Source organism: Silicimonas algicola (assembly GCF_003148765.1).
GTDB lineage: Bacteria > Pseudomonadota > Alphaproteobacteria > Rhodobacterales > Rhodobacteraceae > Silicimonas > Silicimonas algicola.
This window is the reverse complement of record NZ_QGGV01000009.1, coordinates 65,404-88,382: the sequence shown is the minus strand read 5'-3', so window position 1 is coordinate 88,382 and position 22,979 is coordinate 65,404. Positions and strand designations below refer to the sequence as shown.

Below are 22,979 nucleotides of genomic sequence, written 5' to 3'. Positions count from 1 at the left end.
GGCACCTCCGGGTCTGAGCCCTCGGCGACATTACTGCCGGGGTGGCAGGTCGCCGCGCCGCAGGCCATGGTGCGGCAGGCGAACCTGGACGCAGCCCAGACTGCGACCGACGGACGACAAGAACTTCGACCGCCTGCACCAACCTGAGGCAGTGCGCGGCCCTGATTGATGATCCATATTCAGTCATGACCCTGCGGTGGAACACGTCCCGTTGCCGCCGCCGGGGAACGACCCGTCCCACCCGATGCAACTGTCCCCTTCGTCCCAAGCACCGGGTGGGCGGCCCGACTATCCGTTGTGCAGCAGGAATTACCGTAAAGGAAAGACGATGACCCAATCCATGACCGGAAAGATCGCCCTCGTGACCGGCGCCGCGGGTGCGCTCGGATTGGCGTCCGCCAGACTGCTTGCAGCCCGGGGGGCGACTATTGCCGCTACCGACGTGGCAGGTGCGGACTTCGGTCCGCTGCGCGCTGCGGTCCCGGATGCCGCGCGCCTTCTGGTGCTGGAGGCGGACGTGACCGACGAGGCAGCCTTCAGCGCCGCCGTCGCTGCGACCGTCGAAAACTTCGGCACCATCGACATCTTCTTCAACAATGCAGGGATCGAGGGCCCGGTCGCCCCAATCCCGGACTTCCCGACGGACGCCTTCCGGAAAGTGATGGAGGTCAACGTGATCGGCATCTTCCTTGGAATGAAGCTTGTCATACCGGTCATGGCCAGGGCTGGGCACGGCAGCATCATCAATTCCTCCAGCGTGGCCGGTCTGACCGGATCGGCGGGCCTGAGCGCCTATGTGGCCAGCAAGCATGCCGTGTTGGGCCTGACGAGAGCGGCGGCAGTGGAATGGGGTCCCAAGGGCATTCGCGTGAACTGCATCAACCCCGGCCCTATCGACAGCCGAATGATGAAGTCGATCGAGGAAGGCGCCAGACCCGGAGCGGCAGCAGCCGCCCATGACGCATTCGCGGCGACAATCCCGATGCGGCGCTATGGCACCCCCGACGAGGTGGCTGGTGTCGTGGCCTTCCTTGCGTCCGACGACGCGGCCTATGTCAACGGAGCCGCCTATACGGTGGACGGCGGGATGACCGCTGCGTGAGCTCTCGCGCTAACCGCCTGACCCGCGTCCATCTGCCTTACAGCATTGACAACGTTTAGGCTTCGAATGCGCAATTGCGCAGAAAGCTTATGTAAATTGGCGCGCTGGGGAGGCGCCATAGCAGGGGCCACCAAATACCGTAGATGTCCGCCTAATATCAAACGATGTTTTGATACCTTGACGATTTTCGACCTAGACGTTCTTGTAGGTTCCGACATGTTCCCCCATTTTTAGGGGGGACTAAAGGAGGAACGCCGTTGTCTCGCTCAAAGGCTCTGACTGCAGCCTTCGTCGGTTCGGTGAAGGAACCAGGCAAGTATCACGATGGAAAAGGCACAGGCCTGTTCCTGTTGGTCAAACCAAACGGCAGCCGGTTCTGGGTGCAGCGCGTCACCGTTCGCCGCAAGCGGCGTGAACTTGGCCTAGGCAGTCCGCCGGTCGTCACGCTCGCCGAAGCACGGGAGCAGGCGCTGGAGAACAAGAGGTTAGTGCGGGGCGGCGGGGACCCACTAGCCGAGAAGCGTCGCGTCAAGGCAGCGTTGACCTTTCGGGAGGCAGCAAAAAAGACCCACGAAGAGCTGTCTCCAACTTGGAAAAACCCGAAAGACCGCGCTGCCTTTCTGTCTTCTCTCGAGACTTACATCTGGCCCAGATTCGGCGATGTCTCGCTGCCGGATGTGACTAGCGCAGAAGTTCGTCAGGCGATCCTTGGTGCACGAGAAAGGGCACCGGGGGTCGCCAAGAAACTGATCTACCGGGTCTCGTCGGTGTTCAAGTGGGGGATCGCCGAAGGCGTGTGCAAGGACAACCCGGCAACGACACAAGCGCTCGCCCTGCCCCGTGAGACGCGCGAGCCGCAGCATCGCAAGTCGCTCCACTACTCGGAAGTCGCTGACTGCATCGAGGCCATACACGCCTCGCGTGCATGGACGGCGACAAAGATGGCAATCGAGTTCCTGATCCTGACCGCGAGCCGATCTGGAGAGGTTCGCTTGGCCCATTGGGAAGAGATCGATTTCGAGACGAAGACCTGGACCGTGCCAGCGTCAAGGGCGAAGCAGAAGCGTCCGCATCGCGTCCCACTTTCAGAACGAGCGCTGGAAATTCTCGATGAAGCGATATCTCTGCAGGATGGCCCCGGTCTCGTGTTTCCCAGCGTCCGCGGAAAGGCGCTGTCAGACATGACACTTTCCAAGTTGGTCAAAGAACTGGGTTTCAATGCCGACATACACGGCTTCAGAACGTCTTTCCGTACTTGGGGCCAAGAGCGCACGAATTTTCCGCGCGAAGTACAGGAGGCCGCCCTTGGACACAAGATGGGCGACGCAGCGGAGCAGGCTTATGCACGAAGTGATCTCTTCCAGAAGCGTCGAGCAATGATGAGTAGCTGGGATCACTTTCTGAGCGGGAAAGAAGGTGCGGTAATTGTGCCGTTGCAGAGCTACTAATGTCTCACAAAAAAGATTACGGTAGGTTGAAAAATGCTATCTTGAAGCATCTCCCGCGTTGCGGTGATCCAGAGTATCGCGCTTGGCAGATTTCTGCGATGGGCCTCGGTAGCAGCGCATTCTTGCTTGGGCATCAGCGTGACGTCGCAAGTCTGGAAAGCCTTCGAAGGCATCTGCAAGGTGCGATATCGTGCCTCGAGGATATGCAAGAGGAGACAAGAACTACGATCTATCGTTCAATCGAATTCGAGTTTCCGGGACAAGGACATCAAGATTTTAAAGATGCCGAGGACTTTGTTCAAATATCATTAGTGAAGATTCGAGACACAGCGACTGGCTTGCTAAAGTATGCCCGTCGATATCGGATCCCAGATGCTAAAGAGCGGCGGAACTGGGAAGCGGCTGCCGTGGCGCACATTTGCCGGAATATCTGGGAATCCGAGACGGGCAAAAAGGCGCCGACCTCGCAGCGCTTCCACGGCCCAGGACCTTTCGGTCGCTTTCTCGAAGAGGTCCTTGAGGCGCTTGAGTTCCGCGATGGTGACGGAAACACACTCAGGGCAGCGACCGCGCTCCGTTCTCTCAGCTCAGTACCCAACAAGGACCAGATTGAACGCTAGCTGCTGACCAATCCACGGTGCTTTTCTGTTGAGGTCCCTGCAGTTCCGATAACTGCAAGGAAGGGCTCGATGTCAGAGAAGTTACTTCGTCGCGGCGAAGTTGAAACCCGCACCGGGCTTTCACGTTCGACAATCTACGCGTGGATGAAGCAGGGGGAGTTCCCCCAGCCGCTAAAGCTCGGCGCTCGAGCCGTCAGATGGCGCTCGGGTGATATCTCTGCGTGGCTCGAAAGCCGCGCGGAGCAGGCAACTTAGCTAATGTCCAGGGGAATCCAGACCAGGGATGGAGCACGAAAAGGGAGAACACGTAGCCGCTCCACGATGTCTCGACGCGCCAAACCACGACTCAAGGCGGTCGCAAGAATGGTTGGTTATTCACTGACGCTACAGGACGAGTGGGCAATGTGGAGCCTGGCGGCTGTCCTCTACCTGCGACTATCGCCAGAGGAGCGCGCCTTTCTCGCGAAGGCCGTTCTCTGGTCGATGACTGATGAACAGTATCAGCGCTTGCTCCAGCGCATGGGGGCGAGCCAGTGACTGGACGCCCACTCGACCTGCTTCTCTATCACATGCGCGCAACTGCCAAGGAGCCGGGGAACGAATGGGCAAAGGGATTTGCTCGTTCTGTTCTAAAGCAGGCGAAGAACCCGGCATGGCACCCCAGTAATAAGCAGCGATCGACTATGGAGCACCTTGTCGATGAGCTGGTCGGGTCCGAGCCACAAGATGACATTCAGTTGATTGAGGAGAACTGAAAAAGAGTGACCCCGCACTCTTAGCACGGGGTCGATCTGGTGGACGGTTTGCAAGACGGTGGCACCAGATCGGAAAGGCATACCACGGGGCGGGACCACATGCCACGGGCAGTCCGAAAGGTAGAAGCCCGGTTCCCGGCGCAGCGTTCAGGCGTCGCAAGTAGCTACCGACTAGCTGGCGAGGACGCACGACCAGTTGGGCCTGAAGCGACGGGGCGGCTCCGGCCGACAGGACTGCTGAGGGCATGGGGACGGTCCGGGCAAGATGCCGGGGCTGGTCGTCCTATGCCTTTTGCTCGGGAGCTCACCTGCCGACAGAAAGCGAGAGTGTTATGCCGCTAAGATCGCGCTAGGCTCGAATGGACACCTATGCAGAGCATTCGGATATCAGCTCTCCCTCGCTTGCTGGTGAGTGGCGGACGTCGGTCCACGAGTTTGTAACTGCGAATTCCTTCTGCCGTTAGCGGTCGCACCAAACATGCGGCAATGTCTGGATCGGGGACCTTCCTGCTATTCGCCGTACGTGCTCGATTTCTGTCGCCGCCGCCAAGACTTTCGGGAAGAAGGGGCGGAGAGCAGTCGTTCGATGCGGCAGTCGTGAATGGCTATTTCCGGGTGAACTGCAGACAGGCGTCAATGCTCAGCCAAGCGCCGAGAACAAACGCCCCGTTTCGAGATCGGACAATCACTCGACTACCGAACCTGTGAGTAATTAAAGGGTGTAGTGGTGCAGTGACCAGCCCAAGTCGGCCCGCCCGGCGAGATTGCCCGCGGTGATGTCGCGGACAACTTTCGCGAGTTGATCGGCGCGGACGCCGGACAGATCGTCGGTTGTCAGCAGCGCCGCTTCATACCCGGCGGCGGCATAGGCACGCCGTCGCTCGCGCCAGTCGCGGGCATAATCCTGTCGGTCGAGCATGCCAAGGTGCTCCCAAAAGTAAGTCCGACCACCCGACTGGACGACGAAGTCGGGATGCACTGTGACGGTCCGCTCCCCGAACGGCAGGTCGAGCGCTGACTCATAGCTGAAATTCAAGGTGCCCGCGTTGCGTGCGGTGACCAGCGCCTGGTAAATCATGTATTCAATCTTGGAGCGAACCTTGACCCCGTTCTCAGGCTCGAACAGCCTTGCGGCGTCAAATGGGCGTGCGAATACCGAGGAGTTGCGCTGCGCAAGCACCGAGCGATCGCGCGCCACCGCCAACGGGTTAGCGCGTTCTGACTTTTCGACGAGCAGGGTGAGGCGCGTCTTTGACCGTGTCATCGCGGTGTAGATCATTTCGCGTGACAACAGCGCCCGACGGTCGGGCACCACGACCAGCACTTCCTCGAATTCGCTGCCCTGCGCCTTGTGGACGGTCAGGCCATAGGCGAGTTCGAAATCCTCAGGATCAAGCTTGCCCCAGTCGAATCCACACTTGCTCTCGGCAAAGAATGCTTTCCAGCCCTTGCGGCCTCCGCACAACACTCCGACCGATCCGTTCGACAGGCGCAACTCGCGTTGCTTGGTTTTGTCGTTGTAGACATAGTAATTGCGAATGCGGACGATCTTGTCCGAGTGGACGAAGCCGTTCTTTTGCTTCCACTCGTCCTCCTTGGCTTCGGCGCGATATGTGTCCCGCACGAAGTTGCTAAGGCCGAGCGCACCGGTCGGGCCGCCGCGATAGGGCGAAAGCAACTGCACCCGGTCCAGCTCCAGCGCCGCCGCATCGTTCTTGGGGACATGGCCCTTGTCGTAGAGTTTAAGGAGCAGGTTGAATGCTTCCTGCTGCGAGCGGTCGCGGTGATCAGGCACTGCGATGTCAAGCGTGGTGGTCACGAAATCGGCGACGTGGCTCTGCAGTTCTTGGGCACCACTGAAATACCGGACATCGAGATAGTCGCTGACCCTTCCGCCCTCGCGAAGCTTCGCATAGAGCTCGTCATGGTAGCGGCTCTTGCCGACAAAGAGGTGCGCCGCCTCAATCACGGTCGAATCGTGGCGCTGCCTGCAGTTGGCGGTGAGGCGGACGGTGTTGACGGTCTGATAGTCAGGCTCCCCGCGCAAATAGCTAATCACGTCTTGGAATGGCTTACCGCAGCCGATTGGGGGCAACTGATTCTCATCACCGACAAGGATCACGCGTAGCGTGGATGTCGGCTGATGCACTTCGATTGCACGGAACAACAAGGCGACGTGATGGAGATTTACCATCGACATTTCGTCGATGACGAGATTGTCGAATTGCTCGAAGCGCGGCTCTCGTGCCATGGCCATTGAATCAGCGCCATCGCTCAGATAATTACTTAGGCCCGATCGCCAAATCCACCGGTCGATAGTCTCCGCTTCCCATGTCACATCTTCCGGTGCCTCGGCATTGAGGCGCAGCGCCGCCTTGCCCGTGGGTGCAAGCACGATTGTGCGCTCGTTCGCGGCATCGAAGCGCTTGAGCAGCTCGGCGATCGCTTGGCTCTTGCCCGACCCTGGCCGGCCCGTCACGCAGTAGAAGCGCTGCGTCATCGCGCTCGTCATCATCCGCGTGCGTTCGATGCCGAATCCCTCGGCGTCGAACCCGTCGATCTCAGCAGCAAGCGCGGTGGACTCGGTGCTGACATAGCCGGCGATCCAAGAGAGATTGCGCGTTAGTGCCGGCAGCTTGAGCCGTTCGCAAACGAAGCGGGTAACTATTTGTTCGGCATGCCAGGCGCGCTGGAGATAGAAGTAGTGGGTGCCGTCAACATTCTCGATGTGCATCCTCTCGCGGAAATGGGCGAGATGCTCATTCGAGAGGAACTGCGCCTCGTTGACGTTGAGCTTGTCGCGGTAAAAGAGCGGATGGCGTGCGGCATGCTCGACCAACGTGCCGGTCGACACGAAGCTATGACCTTGCGCCTCAGCGGCGGTCAGCGCCTCATACACGAAGGCGCGGAGCCGCTCGGGGCCGGTGACCGTGAGATCGTGGAGATCATCGCGGCGTTCGAGATGGCGATGATCGGGGAACATACCGATGTCGATGACGCCATAGTCGATCGCTGCATCGCTGCGCTGCTCGCGGTCGAGATCCTCGCGTTCGTTGCGCGCATTGCGGGTCGCAGGAACATAGCTTTCGGCGAGCACGTAGGGGTTGGCGGCGATGTCGTCCGGTGACAGCGCGAGGCCGGCGAAAGCGTGCGGGTCGCCGTCCTCGGGAAACAGGATGCGCCCTACCTGACGTGGGGTCAGCGTGAACAGCGTCAGCTTACGGAGCAGCGTCTTGAGGCTCTTGTTGTCGCGATACCCCGCCCGCGCATCGCGCACCGTCGCCTTATGCGCCGACAATGCCCGGGGCAAGGGGTCCTTGGATTCGAGCAGCGAGATCGCTGAATCGAGCAAGTCCTCGCCCTCGCCGAGCGAGTCGCGCAGCGCTGCGGTAAGCGCTGCGCCGCGGCTGCCTTCGACCTGAAATTCGCCTTCCGCCAGGTCGGCGAGGACGTTGAGCACCGATCCGAGACCCGGATAGAGGCCGCGGTCGGTCCAGGCGTCAGCGATATAATTCTCAATCCGGTCGACCATGGCATCGACATCGGCGATGCCGTGTTCCTGTGCTCGCGCCAGTGCGCGCTTGAGCTTGTAGAGCAGCCCGAGCGCGTGGTCGTCATGGACCTGCTCGGAGACATACTTGAAGTTGGGAAGCAGCGCTGGCTCGTCGACCAGCACGCGAATTTCGTCGAGCTTGGCTTCGTCGTCGGGATTCGCAGCGATGTGGGCTAAATAGGCATGATACGGAAGCACGATGCCATCGGCGGCACCTTCATGGCTCAACTGCAACGCCCAATTCTCGACCGGGAAGTTCTTCATCCGCGGATTCGAGCCGCGGATTTCTGCCAACTCATCTGCGTCGAACGGGAATTCGCCGCTCATTGCGAAGTCAGCAAGGCGGGCACACCCTACGAGTGCATATTTGTAATCGTCCGCTGAGACCGGGTTGTCGTAGTTCAGGTAGAAGAAGACCAGTGACCGACCGGGACTGAGCCTTCCGGCAAAGCGTTTGATCCGGGCATCAAGGTCAGGAAAGTAATTGCCGTGCCGGTTCTTCGACGAATGCGTCATCGCGAGGCGGAATGGCCAAGTGTAAACCGAATTTGCGGGAAGCATCTCCTCGATCTGCTTCTCGTCACGATATTGCGGGAACGGATGACGGTGCAAGACTTTCGTCGGCTTCGGCGCGAAAGCGGATGACGTCCAGAAGCAGGGCGGCTGATAGTCGGGCAAGTCGGCGTCGAGCGCCGCGCATGGCCGCTCGCATTCGATCCGCTTTTCCCGCGCAAGTCGCTCTGAAAGAAGCGAATGGCTGCCCGTGCAGTATGTGTTGGCTGCTGGATCATCGCAGACCCGGCCGTCCCAGCCGCGATCATGCCAAGCCATGCGAGCGGTGATATGCCAAGTCATAGCTTCTCCGACAACTTAACCATATGAATTACTAATTGATAAACTTGAATTATCGAAATTTCTACTGATCAAGTGGCACTAGTATCCGTGCGGTGCAACCCATGCCTGAGGTGGAACCTCCCTTTCCTGCGAAACGCTGTGCCACACCATAAACGGCTGCTTCGGGGAGCATCGCGGCGCGGCGTCGGCAAGCTCTCGACCGCCAGCTAAGGGCCGAACCGGCATCAGGGATTGCACGGCGGTTACACGTAGTAGCGCCGCACGCCTTCACGTATAGTCATCGATGCTATCGCTCAAACTTTCGCCGGTCAGCTCGCAGAAGGTTTTCAGCGCACCCTGAAGCGTGAAATATTGATGCTCGCTGCGGTGAACGAACAGCTCGCCTCGGATCGTGATCATGGCGACAGCCCAGTCCTTGATCGCGTCAGCTTCGGCAGCACGGGTAAGAACGACCAGACCACCTTCTACGAGCGCGCATTGAACGACTAAGCTCTGGTAGATGTTGTTCCGAGCGAAGACCTCACCGAACCGGAGGTTCTGAGCGTATCGCTCCAACCCATCTTCTGATACCGCCTCCGGGCATCCCGGAAACTCGGTCGGGACCCTCCATTTTAGTTGGATGGCCGATGGCGTCCGGCTTTCATACTCTTCCGGCTCCGGCTCGAAGTCAGCTCGCTCACGGGTGCCATAGAGCCACTCGCCGATTGCGCCTCCGCTTGGAACCGATCCGCTCCTTGCCCATGATTCGAAGCGGGACTTGGTTCTGGCACCCTCTTCCTTGGTCACGGTCCGCATCCATGAGACGTCGGGAAATGATGTCTCGTTTCTGGGCCTGGAGGGATCTTGGAGAAACGCATCAATCGACCCATAAGCCAGCTCAATGCGGCGGGCGGTTATTTCGTTCAGGAGTGCGTTTTCCAGCCTTGTGAGCCAGCGCAGATTCTCGGGCCTGTTGTTCGCGCGGTTCGTGTCGATGTGATCGACGACGTGTTGATCGGTGGGTGGCGGACCGTTGAAAGCGGTGCAGACTATGCGATGGATCGGTTCACCGGCCAAGAAATGGTAGCCGGTCGTGAGGCTCTGGCGTCCAAAGGACCATGTTTTGTCGAGCGGACGTGCGCGTTTCCGGAACTCGTTTAGTCGATAGACCGCGCCGTTGTTACGGACGCGGTATCGCTCGCCGCGATATTCGACCTCAACTTCGGCTTCATAGGTTTCCAACAGGTGGTCATGCTCGCCCACAAGCGTGTTCAAGGAAGGCATCTTGCTCTCCAGTGCAAGGGTGTCTCGGCCTTCTCCGGAAGGGCCCGGTGCCGGTTATTGTTGGCAGGCTTGAAACATGCGTCTGGCGCTGCCTTGTGCTCTGGACGCGCCCCGAAACTGTCGAATGTGCGAGGTTGGAGTCAAGGAAAACCAGGGACAGCGCACATTCACCCTGCGCCCGCTAATGGGTAGCAACTCCAATGTCGGCTGTGCAGACTGCAACCGCAGCATCGAAGCATGGCGGTGATGGTCCGCTCTGGGCCGGTCGCGACCAAGAGAGCATTGCTTCACGCCGGAAGCCGGTGCCGCGCGTCATGGTCATTCTGCGCTCGGCCCGGTCATCTGTTCAAAACAGTCGATGACTGGTTTGGAGTACGGCTGGTCCCAATAGTTCATCGTAGGACTATCGCTCAAAACTGAGCGAGACTTGCGAACACTCAAAGCACTGGCGAGCCCAACCTTTGGCAGGGTACTCGGTCGCATGCTAACGTTCTAGTGATGGCTACCCGCGGCACAAAGGTTTTCAGGTCAGTCGACGAGCTTGAGGCTCGCATTGAGGCGTATTTTAAAGGGCTTGAGTACGAGAAGACGGAAACAGCCATACGCAATGGTCAAAGGATCACGGTCACAACCGAAGCCATGCGCCCCCCAACTCTGTCGGGCCTCGCGCTTGTGCTCGAGGTGTCCAGAAGAACTCTTCTAAACTACTCTAGGAAGGATGAGTTTTCCCACGTCATCGCGCGCGCGAGAAGTCGGATCGAAGAATGGCATGAGGAGGCCCTGTACAGCCGTCAGACCTACTGCGCAGCCCGCTTCATGCTTGCTGTCAACCTTGGCTATCGAAAATCACCTGGATCGGAGAACGATGCGGTCCGAGTCCGGACTGTTGAGACAACTCTGGTACAGCCGCGACGAAGTGAGGGGAGCGCGCGAAAATGGCGGGGCTGATATCGAATGGGGGAACGCTTGAGGGTCAAGTCGCTTGGATGCTAAATTTTATTCAACACAGCCAATTAGTTGAGGGATCTGCGTGGCGCACTCAACCGGCGCCATGCGCGGGAATGTGAGCGTAGTTCAGCTGGTATAGCACGTCATTCGTAGTGATGGGGTCGGGGGCTCGAGTCTTCACCGGCACCAATACACCTAATACGTATGTTCCAAAACAATGGGATAGGTGTCTCGGCGTTTTTCTATCCACCTACCTCTCCACTCTAACGGTCCGCTAACAGGCCGCGCTCCCCTCAGATGATCATGCCCGACCGTCGAGGCCGTAAGGGACTTCTGACGCGTTCTTGCCGCAAGGGGGGGCTAGCGAGCGTGGGCTGCCGCGATATGGCGCGACCGGGCCGAGATAGCTGCCCTGCCGTCTGGCGCTTGGTTGCTCAGAGAAGCGGGGCGCATCCTGGGCCTGCTTCAAGAAACGGCGGACGACGCCCACTGGCGCTTCCCAAGGCGCTGGGGAGGACTTCTCGGCATCATGCAACCGTAAATTCGGTAGGCGCGTCGCTTGTTGACTGGAGCGTCGATTTGTCCACTGTCTCGTGGAGTCTTTTCTTAGTTCATACAGCGGACCCTCCGGACCAGACTGCAACGGTAAGGCGAACTGCGTGGCGAAGCTCAGACGTGGGAGACTGGAGGGCGCGTTTACGGTCTACTTGCTGCTGGGCCTTGGTCTGCTGCTCCCTGCGCTTGCCGTCGTTTTCATGCTGTTGCCCTGGCCGCTCGCGAGGCCGAACTCAATCCAACCTGCGTCCGGTAACTCGTACAGCGGCTCACCAAGACCAAGGACCTCGGAATAGAACTCCCTGGCCGCGTCGAGATCAGGCACCGATATCGACACGACGCTGATTCCCTTTAACACTGGCGTTTGCTGCATGGTTTTCTCCCTCGGCAGCGAGCACGCCTCTGAGGATAGGCGCCGCAGTGCATTGGTCCAGTCTTTGGCATTCGTGCTGTAGAACGCCCCTGTGCGAGGTGGCGTCGGGTTGCTTGGCGCGGTAATTAGGCGTCTCAGCAAGGCAGAAGGAACGAGACCTTGAAGGACCCATTCCATACCCGCCTGGACTACCCGGAAGTGCCAGGGCAAGAGAACAAGCCGGAAGCAGACTACCCACCATTTCGGGAGCCGGGTACGAAGCGCTTCTCGGCCGTCCCGATGTTCATCGCCGTCGGCTTTGCCGCTGCCTACGTCGGGGTATACCTCTAACGCCGAGCGCGAGAACATGCCTACTGTCAGGCAGCCTTCCGCTCCATTCCGCCAGGGCAGTTTGCGTCTATTCCCCAAGCGGGTCTAGCTGAACTCCTCAGACATCCAGTCTGGCCGGGCGGCTCGAGCGTCAGGCTATAGATGCAGCAAGGGTTCGCTGTGAGGCTTTTGGAATACAGGAAACTTCGCCAGAGTTTGGTAATTACCTCCGCGAGGAGAGAGAAAGCATCGCTAAAGCTGACGACGAAAGGCGGACGAGAATTGCCGCTCTAGGGGCAGCGCTCTCGGACGAGCCCGAGCCCTCATTGTGAGGCAGGTCTACGATGACGCGGGATGTGAAACTTAGGCCGATCCCGGCTCCTCAACTTCCAAATGGACGGGTACCTTCGGGCAGCTGCCAAAAAACTTATCGTTGCTCTTGGCATCTCGGGGGCTACTCTAAAACCTCATAGAACGAAGAACCCGACCCGGAGGACGGACATGGAACTGCGAATTGTTAAACCCGAGGGTGCACTCATTCAAAGGTGCGTGGGGGAATCGCTTTTATGAGAATCCTGAGAGGGATGGGCCTGCTGATCTGCCTCGCTGGCGCCAGTGCCGCCGGCGCGCAGAGTATTGCAGAGTTGAGAGTCGCGGCTGAGCAGGGTGACCGAAACGCCGCGCGCGACCTTGTGGACGCATACATCGACGGCAGCGACGAGCAGCCGCGCGACCTCAAGGCGGCGTCGCGCGAGCTCGATAGCTTCAGGGAGGTCCTAAGCGAAAATCAAGCTCAGCTCCGCCGCTACCTCATCTACGTGGGTGCGGTCCCGGCGTCGCCCGAGTATTTTCGGCAGGTCGCCACCGGCTTTGCCGCGCAGGCTGAATCGCAGAAGCGGTCGGCACTGCGCCGCACTCTACGGCTGAATCGCAATGCCTATGTGTTTGTTCTTGAGCGGGAGCTCGCGGCCCGAGGGTTCCACCCATGGCCTACCGACTCACAGCTCGACAAGGACACGCTGAGTGGCATTTTGAGCTTCTGCGCCTCCGTATCGATTTTGAAAGAGTGCCAGCGCGGCCCAATGCGGCGTTCGGTCGCCCGGGTAATTGCGAACCATCTCTGGCCGCGGGATCCGGACTGAGTCCGGAGGGTCCAGCGCGGCAAAGGTAGCTCGACCGTGCATCAGGCGCCGCGGAGGGGCCGACGCGCCGCAGCCAAGGTCCGGTGAAGGGATTCCGCGAGCCACCCTCCTTTCTGGCGGGCGTTCAGCTTCTTGAGTTCGACCGCGGCGCGGTCGTGGCTGATGCGCTCGGCGACGAGGTCGCGGGTAATTCGATCCGCGGCGCGGCGGCGGCGCACCGCGTCGCCAGCGTCGAGCAATCCCTCAAAGAGCGAGGCGAGCCTGTCCAGCCTTCCCGCCCTGCCGACGCCTCCCATACCGGCGCGCAGGGCCGCGACCTGCTGGTCGTGTTTGGCCTCGATCATGCCGACTTGGTCTATGAAGGCCAGGCCGGGCAGCGGCGGGTCTGCCTTGAGAGCCGCCAAAGTCGCCCGCACCGTTTCCTCACCTAGCAAGCCGAACTCCTGGAAGGCCGCGAGTGCCCGCACCCCCTCGGCGGAGGCGGAGGGATCGCGGCTCAGCGCGTGACGGCAAGCTATGGCGCAGGCGTCCCAGGCCATCCAGCGATACACGAAATCCAAGCCAGTCCCCTTGATGTTCTGGATGCCCATGACGCGGTTCAGGAAGCCGGGGGGGGTTTCGGTGCGGATACGGTCCACCACCTCCTCGCCGCTCGCGTGGAAGTTTCTGACCACCACGATCTTGCGGCGGAACCATACGCCGGACAGCCGAGCGAAGTCGGCGTCGAGCTTTTGCCGGTCGTCCCCCTTGCGGATGCGCTCTGCCAAGTTCTCGTAATCCGAAAGATCCTGAAGGACCCGACGCTGGTACGACACGATCGCCGACGTCTCCGCGATCCCTTCCTGCAAGAGCCGGGCCTCGAGCGCGTGAGGGTCGTCCGCGAGGCCGTCGATTTCGTCGGGATCGAGCGGAGCTCCTTGGGCGCGGAGCATGGCTTCCAGGACCCGGCGGGCCTGATCGAGTTGGCGGGGAACTCGCAGCCAGCGAGCGGCGGCAGCGAGTACCCCAAGTGGGTCAGACTCGGTGCCGGCCTCGCCCTCAGGCCACAGGGTGAGCTCGCGCGCCCGCTCGGTCCAGGCCTCCTCGATGTAGCCTTGCAGACCCTCGAGGTTGGAGCCGATCAGGAGGTGCATGTCGGCCGACAGGTCGTTGGCGAGCATTGATGCAAAGACCCGCGAGCGCGGCACGCGATCGGCGCGGTTGTTGACGACGGTCGAGATCCAGACCCCTGGCTCGGCCTCGGGGTCCTGGCGGTCGAAGCCCATGCGCTCCCAGTTGCCGAGCGCGCCGTAGCGCTCGTTTGCGGACATGCCATTGACGAACTCGAGCCGGCGGGTCCCGATCGACGCCGGCGGGAAGGCCCGCAGGACGCCCAAGTCCGGCACTACGCGGTCGGCCATCTCTGCAAGCGCACGGTCGCGGTCGGCTCCGAGCTCATCGGCGAGCGCGAGGACCAGGGCGATGTTGAAAGGGTGTTCCTCATAGGGAAAGCGTGAGAGGGCGTCAGAGGGCAGGAGGCCGGCTTCAAGCCAGCCCACACCGAGCAGCCGGGTGCCCAGACGCCGCGCGGCCTGTGCGAGGATGGGGCGCATCTGCTCCTCTGTGGTGAGCACCGTCCCGCGCTCAGGCAGGAATTCAGTCATCACCTCGGGGATGTTGCGCCCGGCGGGACCCTGAAGGTCCTCGTGGTCGGGGTAGGTGTTGGTAATGGTGGAAATGTCGTCGCGCATCCAGTGGCGCTGAAGGACCCGAACATAGGCCGGGCTCAGCCCCATGCACTCCCACAGGAACACCCCCGCCCCCAGTTGGCGGGCAAGCCTGGCGACATTCATCTGCTCCCAGATGGTGGCCTTGTCGTAGGGCCGGAACAGGAACATCTCGCGTAGTGGGCCGAAGGCGCGACCGTGCAGGAACATGGCCTCGCAGCCTGTGGTCTTGCAAACGAGCGGATAGCCGAGGCCGTTCAGGAGGCCGGCCTTGAGCCGCTCGGTGCCGGACTTGCCCCTGGTACCCCAGCCGCCAAGCACGAGGGGCAGCGCGTTGCGGGTCCGGCGCATTGCGACGCTGAGCGCGAGGTGCCGGCCGATGAAGGCCGAGAGCGCCGCGCCGATGAACAGCGCAAGCTGGCCCAGAGAGTTCTGGTAGAGCGAGAAGAAGTAGCCCTCGAGGTCGCGCCAAAGCGAGCCGCCCATCAGGGGCAGCGGGATCACGACCGGAAAGAAGCGCGCGACGGCCGGATCGACCTCCGTATGCGCGCCGGGCCCGATCCCCGTCTCGTAGGGGCGCAGGCGGAAACGGAAACCCAGCTCCTCGAGGGCGCGCACATAGGCTGCGGGCGACTGGCCACGCGCCTCAGACCAGTTGCGCTGGGCGGCGAAGGCAGGGAAATTCCAGGTCAGCCGGAGGCGCGCCACAAGGCGCCGAGCGAGGCCCGAGGGTGGCGTGATCTCCGTGATGCCCTCCGCGGTGAAGATCCGCACGAGGCAGCCAGTGTCGACGATTGAAAGCGCGTGATCCGGGAGGGGCAAGTAAGGCCGCCACCCCCCTTCCTCGGCAATGAAGAGTGGCTCCCCGGGGACCTTGGTTTGGGCGAGCTCGGCCATGATCGTCGAAGGCGAGGATAATGTGCCGGTATAAACCCGGCCGATCACGTGGCTGAAGGCCTGGCGCTTGTCGGTGGAGGGGTTGCGGAACTCATGGAGCAGCCGCCAGAGTCGCGTGCGGAAGCGGTCGCCGCGCATGACGCGCGGGGCGGGCCAGCGGGGGGCCACATCGTGGCCGAAATCCCCCTGAGAGAGCACGGAAAGCACTCGTCCTAGCAAGAGGGGGTCGGATTTTATCAGGTTCTTCGCGGGCGAGAGGCGGCGGCTGCGGCCCTCGCACAGGGATTCGAGGCCAGCGCGGACGCGGTCAGCGAGCGCGCGCGCCTCGGGGTCCGAGAGACACCACATCCGCTCGCGGGCCTGCGCTGCCCATCGCCGCACCGCCAGCGAGCCGGCAGAGACGTGCAGACGCTCAATCGCCGGGACCAATGCTTCGGTCCAGGCCTCAGCTCCTTGGGGATCGAGGCGCAAGAGCGCATCCATGGCCTTGTCCGCAAAGAAGAGGGCGGTCCGCAGGACTAAGGGGCTGGTCTCGCTGTCGAGGACCCGGACCCAGAGGGCCGCTACCTCCTCGACACCCACTCGCTCCAGGAGGCGCTCGACGCTCGTCAGCGCTGCCGCCCGCACCTCGGGCGCCGGGTCGGCGCAGGCTAGCTCCGCAAGCTGCTCCCGAAGCGGCGCAACGGGAACCCTCCATAGGTCTAGCGCGAGGACTTGGCGCACGGCGGGGCTTTTGTCCCGCCTGGCTACATCGAGAAGGGGCGCCAGGCCAGGCCGGGCTTCCACGGCGGCGCAAAGCATGCCGACGGCCTTGCGGCGTAGGAAAAGGTCGTCGCCGGGTGCAGGGCGCGTGAGGCGGAGCGTCAGCGCGGCCTCGAAAACGTCGGGAGAAGCGGCCCGCAGGAGGTCCAGCGCCTCGACCCCGGTCCAGACGTCGCCGCTCGCCTCCATCGCTGCGCGATGCACGGTCCGGAGGCTTCGTTCCCCCAGCGCGCCCTCACGCTCCGCGGTCGGCAGCCCCTCTAGCGCCCGGGCGAGGCAGCGGAAGGCCGCGGCGCCCACGCGGGCGTCGCCTGCGTGGGCCGTTAGCCGGTCCGCCGTGGCCTCGATGGCTAGGCGCCGCCAAAGGCGTTGGCGCAGCGCCGGTTCTTTTAGCTCGGACAGGACAGAGGCGGCCACGAGACCCAGGCGGTCCAAAGCGAATGCAAGGGCCCGCTCGGCGACGCCGACGCGATGCTCATACCGATCGACCATCGCGTCGAAGCCGAACCACCGCCGGAGGGCGCGGCGATCTCCCCGCAGCCCTCGCCCGTCGGCCCCTAAGCTGCGGGCGAAATCGAGGACGTGGCCTTGGCGTTCGGCAGCGTCGAGGGCGCCCGCGTGGCCTGCGGAGAACCTAGCGAAGGCCTCGTGGAGCGTCTCGATTTGGTCGGCGAGCGCGTTCGCGTGCTGGCCGAGATAGACGGCAAGGCGACCGGCCGGACCGAGGTCCGGGTCGTCCGCGGCCTCGGGCCATGCGGCGAAGCCCTCCGCTAACTCGCGCAAGAGTGGAGCCTCGACCTGCCGCAGGCGGTCGGGCACACCGAGGAACAGGAGGTCCTCGCCCGTCAGCGCCCCCCTCCCCACCGAGCCTGCGCTACCTAAGATGCGTGATGTGGCAGAACTGATCATCCCCAGGCACTGCGGAGGGCGCGGACCAAGGCCGAGCCGTCGGGCCGCTTGGAAAGTGATGCAGGATCCGCCCCGCCGCGACACGGAGACAGGCGGCAGGCGAAGAGAACGCGCAAGCTGGCGGCTCCAGGGCGCGGGAGGGCCAAGGATTTGGCCATGCGCTTCAGCCCCGCCCCGTTAGTGCGGCGAGCTTTGACAGGAACATCTCCAGGTCCACCGGCTTGCGCAGGATCTCTCGGACGCCTGCCGCCAGCAGATCGGTCTCGACCGCCGGGCGGTGGAGTGCCGAAAGCACGACCACGGGCGGCGGATCGGCCAAGGCGTCGGCCAGCGCCCTCATGAACTGCAGCCCGTCCATGACTGGCATCATTAGGTCGAGCACGACGGCGTTGCAGCGCTCCAGCTCCAGCAGGGAGAGACCCTCGAGGCCGTCGGATGCCGTGACCACCTCGTAGTCCTCAACCTCTAGCCGGATCTGCAGGAGGTCCCGCAAAAGTTCGTCGTCCTCAATAAGCATCACACGCGGCATCCGGCCCCTCTCCCGCTCAGGTAAACCTTGTCATGGTCAGACCGAACTGGAAGCCTACGCCCGGCCTCCCCTCGCCGACGAGGCGGCCGCCCCAGCGCTCGGCTGCGCGCACGCCATGGCGCAGGTCGCGGAGCTCGGTCGATTGCGGCTCCTCCTCGCCGCGAAGGATAGCCTCGAGCCGAGCCTGTGGCAATCCGAGGCCGTTGTTTCGGAGGAAGATCTCGACCACGGTCGTTCCCTCTTCGAAGGTCACGGAGACCTCCGTCTCGCGACGCGCGTCCCCAACCAGAAGCCGCAGGAGTGCGCCAAGCAGGCTGCGCAGTTCAAGAGGGTCGGCAATGACCAGCCCGGCCAAGCTCGATCGCTGGGCCTCGAGGCGCACTCCTTTCTGCTCGGCCGCTTCAGCGACTGTCGCGAGGGCCGATTTTAGGGCAAGCGCAGGGTCCACCGGCAGGACAACGGCGGATCGCGTCTCGATCTCCTCCTCCATGAAGGTCTCGACCTTGGCGAGCCGCTCAAGCGTCCTCTCGACGGCCGCCTGGAGGTGGGCGCTGGATCGGCGCCGCTTTCCCTCGGGGAGACGCTCGTCGGCCATGAGGGTCGCCGCCATGTGGATCGTGGCGACCTCATGTCGGAGCTGCAGGCCGACATGCTGGACGAAGCTCCGCTGGAACTGCGCAAGCCGGACGAGGTCGGTCACGTCGAGGAGCTCGCACATTAACCCTTCGGAAATCCCGGGCCTTGGAGAAGGGCGGAGGGGCGAGAACCTGAGGAGATAGCGGCGCCCCTCTACATCCACCAGCGCCGGCAGTTCGATTCCTGACCCCTCCAGGAGCACGCGGCGGGTCAGGCGTGAGCCCTGCTCCTCAGGGAGGCGGCAAAGGGCCGCCATCAAGTCCGACGGAGTGAGCGCATCTAGAGGGACACCAATCGCCGCCGTCAGCGGCGACATGGGGCCGTTCGCGTGCAGGACGCGGCCGAGTTGGTCGAAGACGACGAGAGCGGTGGACACCTCGTCGAGGATGCTGTCCAGCATCCGGGCCCGAAGGCTCATAGAGCCTAGCCTGCTGTAAAGCAGGGCGTCGACTGCCTTCGTGGCGGAGTCATATCGAAGTCCTGCAGGTTTCCGCTCGTCGTCGAGCAGGTCGGCCGCGGTCTGCAGGGCGCGATGCATGTCGGGGACTTCCGTTGCTTCATCCCCGGCGACCGTGAAAGCCCAATAGCCAGCTGCTGCGCCGTTGCGCCTCATCGGGGCGAGATAGATGAGCTCATCCTCGCTGGCGCAGTCCAGGAAAGTGCTAGGGACCTGGACAGGCTCGCCGGCGCGGGCGGCATCCAGGTAGGGCGGCCGGCGCGGATCAAGGCAGTCGTCCGGCAGGTCGGCTAGGCAGCACCCGATGGCCGCGGCCTGCTCCAGCCGGGACGGACGCTTACCGGGCACGAGGAATATAGACCGGCGCAGCCCCAGGAGCCTCCGAGTCATAGAGCAGAGCACGGGCCAGTCAGGCGGCAGGGCCGCCTCCGCCCTGCGACCGCTGTCCTCGGACGAGAATTGCCGTAGCAGGCCGCGCAGCATTCTGTCCTGGTTCCCCTCGCGGTTCTGCCAGACCAGGATCGACACGAGGACCTGTGAAAAGATAATCTCGGTCACAGGGAGGAGCCTGTCGCCCGCCTCGAGCGCCGCGGTGCCTAGGAGCACGATCCCCGCGAGGACGAGCGCCATCGCCCAGGGCCAGTTCTTTGGCCCGACGCGGCTGTAAACGAGCGCCCCGGCCAAGGTCGTCGCTAGTAGGAGGAAGGACGCGGGAACGAGTTCAAGATCCCTGACAGTGCGCCTGTTCAGAAGCGTCTCGAGAGCGATGGCGCTGAAGTCCAGCGGCCGGGTCGTTGGCGCATCTGGCGAAATTGGGGTAGTGAGGCCAACCGCTGCTGGCCCCTCTGCGACACCCACGAGGATTGTGCGCCCGTCGAAGAGGTCGCGAACGACTTCACCCTCCAGAACGCGCCCCAACTCGATGCGCGGTACGCGGTCCGCACTCTCGGGGAAACGCAGCAGAAAACTGGTGCCGGGCGGCGGAACGTCCGTGGCGCCGGCCCTTTCAGCTGCCAAGCCAACAAGGCTCGGCACCACTTCCCCGTCGACCGTGATAGAAATGGGCTGCCGGCGATGGATGCCGTATTCGGCCGGAGGGACAAAGACGGCGCCCCAGGTCGTGCCGGTTGGCGGTGCCGGGGTAAGGAACTCCCATTCCTCAGAGCTGCTCCCAAACTGGCGAGCGAGGCGGCCCACCGTGAGGTCGTCCCCAGCGAGGCCCGGTGAGGGGCCTAATGCGTCCGCCGCATGGGGGTCGAAGGCGAAGACGATCTGCCGCGCCCCAAGGCCCCGGAGGTCTTGGGCAAGCTCGCCCCAAGCGGCCGCGGGCCGGTCCTGCGCCCCGTCCGGCACTTCTACCACCAGCACGGCGGAGACGGGAGTAGGGCGGAGCTGCAGCCAAGTGTCGTAGGCCATGCCGTTGGGCGCCACGAACAGGCCAAAGACGTGAAGCGCACCTGTTACGAATGTAACGCTAATGGCGATGACAGCGTAAGATCGGGTCATTTCTGTAGGTGTTCGGCGGGAGACAATCCCAAGCTTGAGGACACAGTCGCGCTCACCAACAGCACTTCCGCTGAAAGACACAAAGCACGTGAGCGCAAGACGAATCCGACTTGCGGGCTGTCATCGTCTTCGCAGCGCCATTGAGGTGGTGATCGCGAAGCACCAACTTGAAGGCGCCAAGGCTGACCGCGTGCTCCGCCACCGTACGGGCTGTAAGGCCTGATACTTAAGCTCAGCAGAAACGAGATAATGACGATAAGAAGAGATCCACCCACCATTGTACCTTTATGCCGCTGAGCTGGCGTGTCTAGATGTATAAAAGAAAAGTGGACGTGGGTTCTGATGTGCGCATCTTGGTGGTGATGAATTCGAATGTTGTGATTTCACTCGGTCGCTACGCGCTCAGCTTACTGGTTAGTTCGCTTCTCTGGCCTTCGGCTGGTATGGCACAGCCAATCGAGTCGCGAGCTTCGGAGATACGTGGCTGCGTCGTGGGCCTTGCGGGAGAGGCCTTGCCCCATGCGACGGTCCGCTCCGCGACAGATCAAACGGAGGCGGGCTCGGATGGTTGCTTTGTTCTGCCGGCTGCCTCCGGCGCGCAATGGGTGACCGCCGCGCATCCCAATTACCTGTCCCGGACCCGAGCCGCCAGCACCGACGAGCCTCTGCTCATGCGGCTCACTCCTGACGATGGAGAGACGATCTCGCTGCATTTCGTCGGCGATACGATGTTCGGGCGGCGTTTCTACGACGCCAACGGCGACGGCGAGCTTTCGGATGGGCTCCTGCGGCCCGGCGCAGGAGCTGAGGAACACGCCGCGCTGCTGGAGGCAGTGGCGCCGCTCCTCGCCGGCGCCGACCTGACCGCGCTCAACCTCGAGACGCCGCTGCTGGAGGATCCCTACTTCCCCCCCGCCGGTCCTCGACCGGAACGGTTCCACCCCATGAAGGTCTATGCCTTCGGTAGTGACACAGCCGCGGCTAAGGGGCTGCGGCTCGCGGGGGTGGATGTCGTGGACCTCGGCAACAATCACCTCTTCGACGCCCTCGAGGAGGGCATAGCCTCTACGATCCGCGCGCTTGAGGAGGCCGGATTCAGCGGGCCGACGGCCGGCCATTTCGGGGCGGGGCCGGACGTAGCGACGGCGTGGGCGCCGGCCTTGGTTGAGGTGCCAACCTCATCGGGCGGGGCGGTAAAGCTGGCCTTCATTGGCTGCACCACCATCCTCGGGCTTGATCATGAGGTCTCCTACGTGGCCGACGAGGGCAAGGGCGGCGCCGCGGCCTGCGACCCCGGGTTAATACGGCAAGCCGTGTTGGCGGCTCGCCAAGAAAGCGACGCCGTGGTCGTCATGATCCATGGCGGTTTCGAATACGAGGCCTCGCCTTCGGCCAGCGTCTTGGCGAACACCGAGGCGGCACTCGGGGCGGGCGCGACACTGGTGATGAACCACCATCCCCATGTGGTCGGCGGTTTCCGCCACGTGGAGGTGGAAGGGCAGGATTCCCTCGTCGCCTGGACTCTGGGAAACTTCCTCTTCGACCAGGACCGGCGGGAGACCTTCGAGACCTATCTCGTCGCCGTCCATCTCCGACGCGGCGAGATCGTGCGGGCTTATGCCGAGGCGCTGATGATCGAGCGCTACACTCCAAAGGGGCTGGTGGGGGATTTGGCACGGCACGTCGCGCGCGGTGCCGCGGGGCGCGAGCCGGGTCGCTTTGTAATGGAAAATGGGGCAATGGAGGTGGACTTGGCTGGCGCGGCGCGCCGGATCGAGTCGATGTTGCCGGCGGTAGGGAGCGACGGCGCAGGCAGCATCTACCGAGTGCCTCCAGAATGGTTCGTCCGCGGCCTCCGCGCCGCGCCTGGTTCCGCCTCACGCCTCGGCCGGGACGTCCTCTGGACCGGCGCCTTCGAGGACGACCTTGTTGGGGCGGTGTTCCCGGACGGAGCCCCTCTTTGGTCGATCGAAGGCGGAGGCAAGGTTGCGGGGGCCGACTTCGCACAGGAGGGCCGGGTCGGGGTCCGCCTGTGGCGATCCGCACTCAGCCCGGAGCCCGTCTCGGTCACCCACATCCGGCGCCTAGCTGTCGAGGGGGGAAGTGATCTCACGGTCACGGGCATGCTGCGCTCAACATTCGGCGCCGATGTCGCATTGGGGGCCGCTTTCTTTCCGAGGACCGAGGGCGACCCGCTGAACTATGGGTCACGCCCCGAGTTCCAGTCCGAGGCTGCCGAGCCGATGGCCGACCCGGCCGAGAGCGGCTGGGCAGAGGTCCCGCTCGAGACAACGGGCGGGGAGTGGCGGCCGTTCCGGCTGGACCTTCGTGCGCCGGAAGGGGCCGGGCTCCTGCAGGTGCGGGTGCGTCTTACCCCGCCCGCCGAGGGCACGGCCACGGCCGACTTCGACGCGATCCGGGTCATCCGCTGGGCCCCGCCCGGGACCGAGCCCTCTCCCCGACATGAGTTCCTGCTCGTGCACGATGAGACAGTGGTGACGCTTGCGCGGGACGTGTTGCCGGGCGCCGAGGCCTGGACCGGCGACCCGGGCCTCGTGCGGCTCTGGCCCGCCGATCTCTTCTCTTCAAAGGCCGTGCCGCGGCCGGCGCTCCTGCCCGAGCCCCTGGCGTCTCCCACCAGGGCGCGTCGTTAA

General features: G+C 63.0%; 14 protein-coding genes. 8 read left to right on the top strand and 6 right to left on the bottom strand.

The features are described 5' to 3' along the window. Positions 1–328: 328 nt before the first annotated feature. From C8D95_RS17030 to C8D95_RS22115, 5 genes are all read left to right on the top strand, one after another. Positions 329–1,102: an SDR family NAD(P)-dependent oxidoreductase gene (locus C8D95_RS17030; RefSeq protein WP_109760406.1), complete on the top strand. Its 774-nt coding sequence runs from the start codon at positions 329–331 to the stop codon at positions 1,100–1,102. Between the two features lie 257 nt (positions 1,103–1,359). Next, complete coding sequence (locus C8D95_RS17025) at positions 1,360–2,550, top strand: tyrosine-type recombinase/integrase (RefSeq protein ID WP_109760405.1); 1,191 nt, start codon at positions 1,360–1,362, stop codon at positions 2,548–2,550. Positions 2,551–2,591: 41 nt separating this feature from the next. Then, positions 2,592–3,170, top strand: coding sequence for a hypothetical protein (locus tag C8D95_RS21800; RefSeq protein ID WP_146203010.1), 579 nt, complete (start codon positions 2,592–2,594; stop codon positions 3,168–3,170). Between the two features lie 69 nt (positions 3,171–3,239). Next, positions 3,240–3,425, top strand: coding sequence for a helix-turn-helix transcriptional regulator (locus C8D95_RS17020; RefSeq protein WP_109760404.1), 186 nt, complete (start codon positions 3,240–3,242; stop codon positions 3,423–3,425). A gap of 108 nt (positions 3,426–3,533) precedes the next feature. Continuing rightward, entirely contained in the window at positions 3,534–3,707 is a 174-nt protein-coding gene (locus C8D95_RS22115) for a hypothetical protein (protein ID WP_164721764.1), read from the top strand. Positions 3,708–4,637: 930 nt separating this feature from the next. Here C8D95_RS22115 and C8D95_RS17015 read toward each other — a convergent pair. Together C8D95_RS17015 and C8D95_RS17010 are read right to left on the bottom strand one after the other, a co-directional pair. After that, a complete protein-coding gene (locus C8D95_RS17015; RefSeq protein ID WP_109760403.1) occupies positions 4,638–8,333 on the bottom strand; it encodes an ATP-dependent DNA helicase in 3,696 nt (1,231 codons plus the stop codon). Between the two features lie 267 nt (positions 8,334–8,600). Further along, positions 8,601–9,596: an HNH endonuclease signature motif containing protein gene (locus C8D95_RS17010; protein WP_109760402.1), complete on the bottom strand. Its 996-nt coding sequence runs from the start codon at positions 9,594–9,596 to the stop codon at positions 8,601–8,603. Positions 9,597–10,094: 498 nt separating this feature from the next. Between C8D95_RS17010 and C8D95_RS17005 the strand changes: the two genes are divergently transcribed. Next, positions 10,095–10,544: a terminase small subunit gene (locus tag C8D95_RS17005; RefSeq protein ID WP_109760401.1), complete on the top strand. Its 450-nt coding sequence runs from the start codon at positions 10,095–10,097 to the stop codon at positions 10,542–10,544. Between the two features lie 703 nt (positions 10,545–11,247). On the opposite strand, the gene C8D95_RS22340 is transcribed toward C8D95_RS17005, so the two are convergent. Then, the gene (locus tag C8D95_RS22340) at positions 11,248–11,472 is read right to left on the bottom strand and encodes a VOC family protein (RefSeq protein ID WP_206508377.1); all 225 of its coding nucleotides are present in this window, start codon (positions 11,470–11,472) and stop codon (positions 11,248–11,250) included. Between the two features lie 893 nt (positions 11,473–12,365). On the opposite strand from C8D95_RS22340, the gene C8D95_RS16995 reads away from it, so the two are divergent. Beyond that, positions 12,366–12,923, top strand: a complete 558-nt coding sequence (locus C8D95_RS16995; protein ID WP_126918618.1) for a hypothetical protein — start codon at positions 12,366–12,368, stop codon at positions 12,921–12,923. 41 nt (positions 12,924–12,964) lie between these two features. Here C8D95_RS16995 and C8D95_RS16990 read toward each other — a convergent pair whose 3' ends face one another. From C8D95_RS16990 to C8D95_RS16980, 3 genes are all read right to left on the bottom strand, one after another. After that, positions 12,965–17,152: a hypothetical protein gene (locus C8D95_RS16990; RefSeq protein WP_109760399.1), complete on the bottom strand. Its 4,188-nt coding sequence runs from the start codon at positions 17,150–17,152 to the stop codon at positions 12,965–12,967. A 208-nt stretch (positions 17,153–17,360) separates the two neighbouring features. Next, positions 17,361–17,726 carry a response regulator gene (locus C8D95_RS16985; RefSeq protein ID WP_109760398.1) on the bottom strand — a complete coding sequence of 122 codons (366 nt, stop codon included), beginning with the start codon at positions 17,724–17,726 and terminating at the stop codon, positions 17,361–17,363. Positions 17,727–17,742: 16 nt separating this feature from the next. Beyond that, positions 17,743–20,325: a CHASE2 domain-containing protein gene (locus tag C8D95_RS16980; protein ID WP_109760397.1), complete on the bottom strand. Its 2,583-nt coding sequence runs from the start codon at positions 20,323–20,325 to the stop codon at positions 17,743–17,745. A gap of 671 nt (positions 20,326–20,996) precedes the next feature. On the opposite strand from C8D95_RS16980, the gene C8D95_RS16975 reads away from it, so the two are divergent. Then, a complete protein-coding gene (locus C8D95_RS16975; RefSeq protein ID WP_164721766.1) occupies positions 20,997–22,979 on the top strand; it encodes a CapA family protein in 1,983 nt (660 codons plus the stop codon).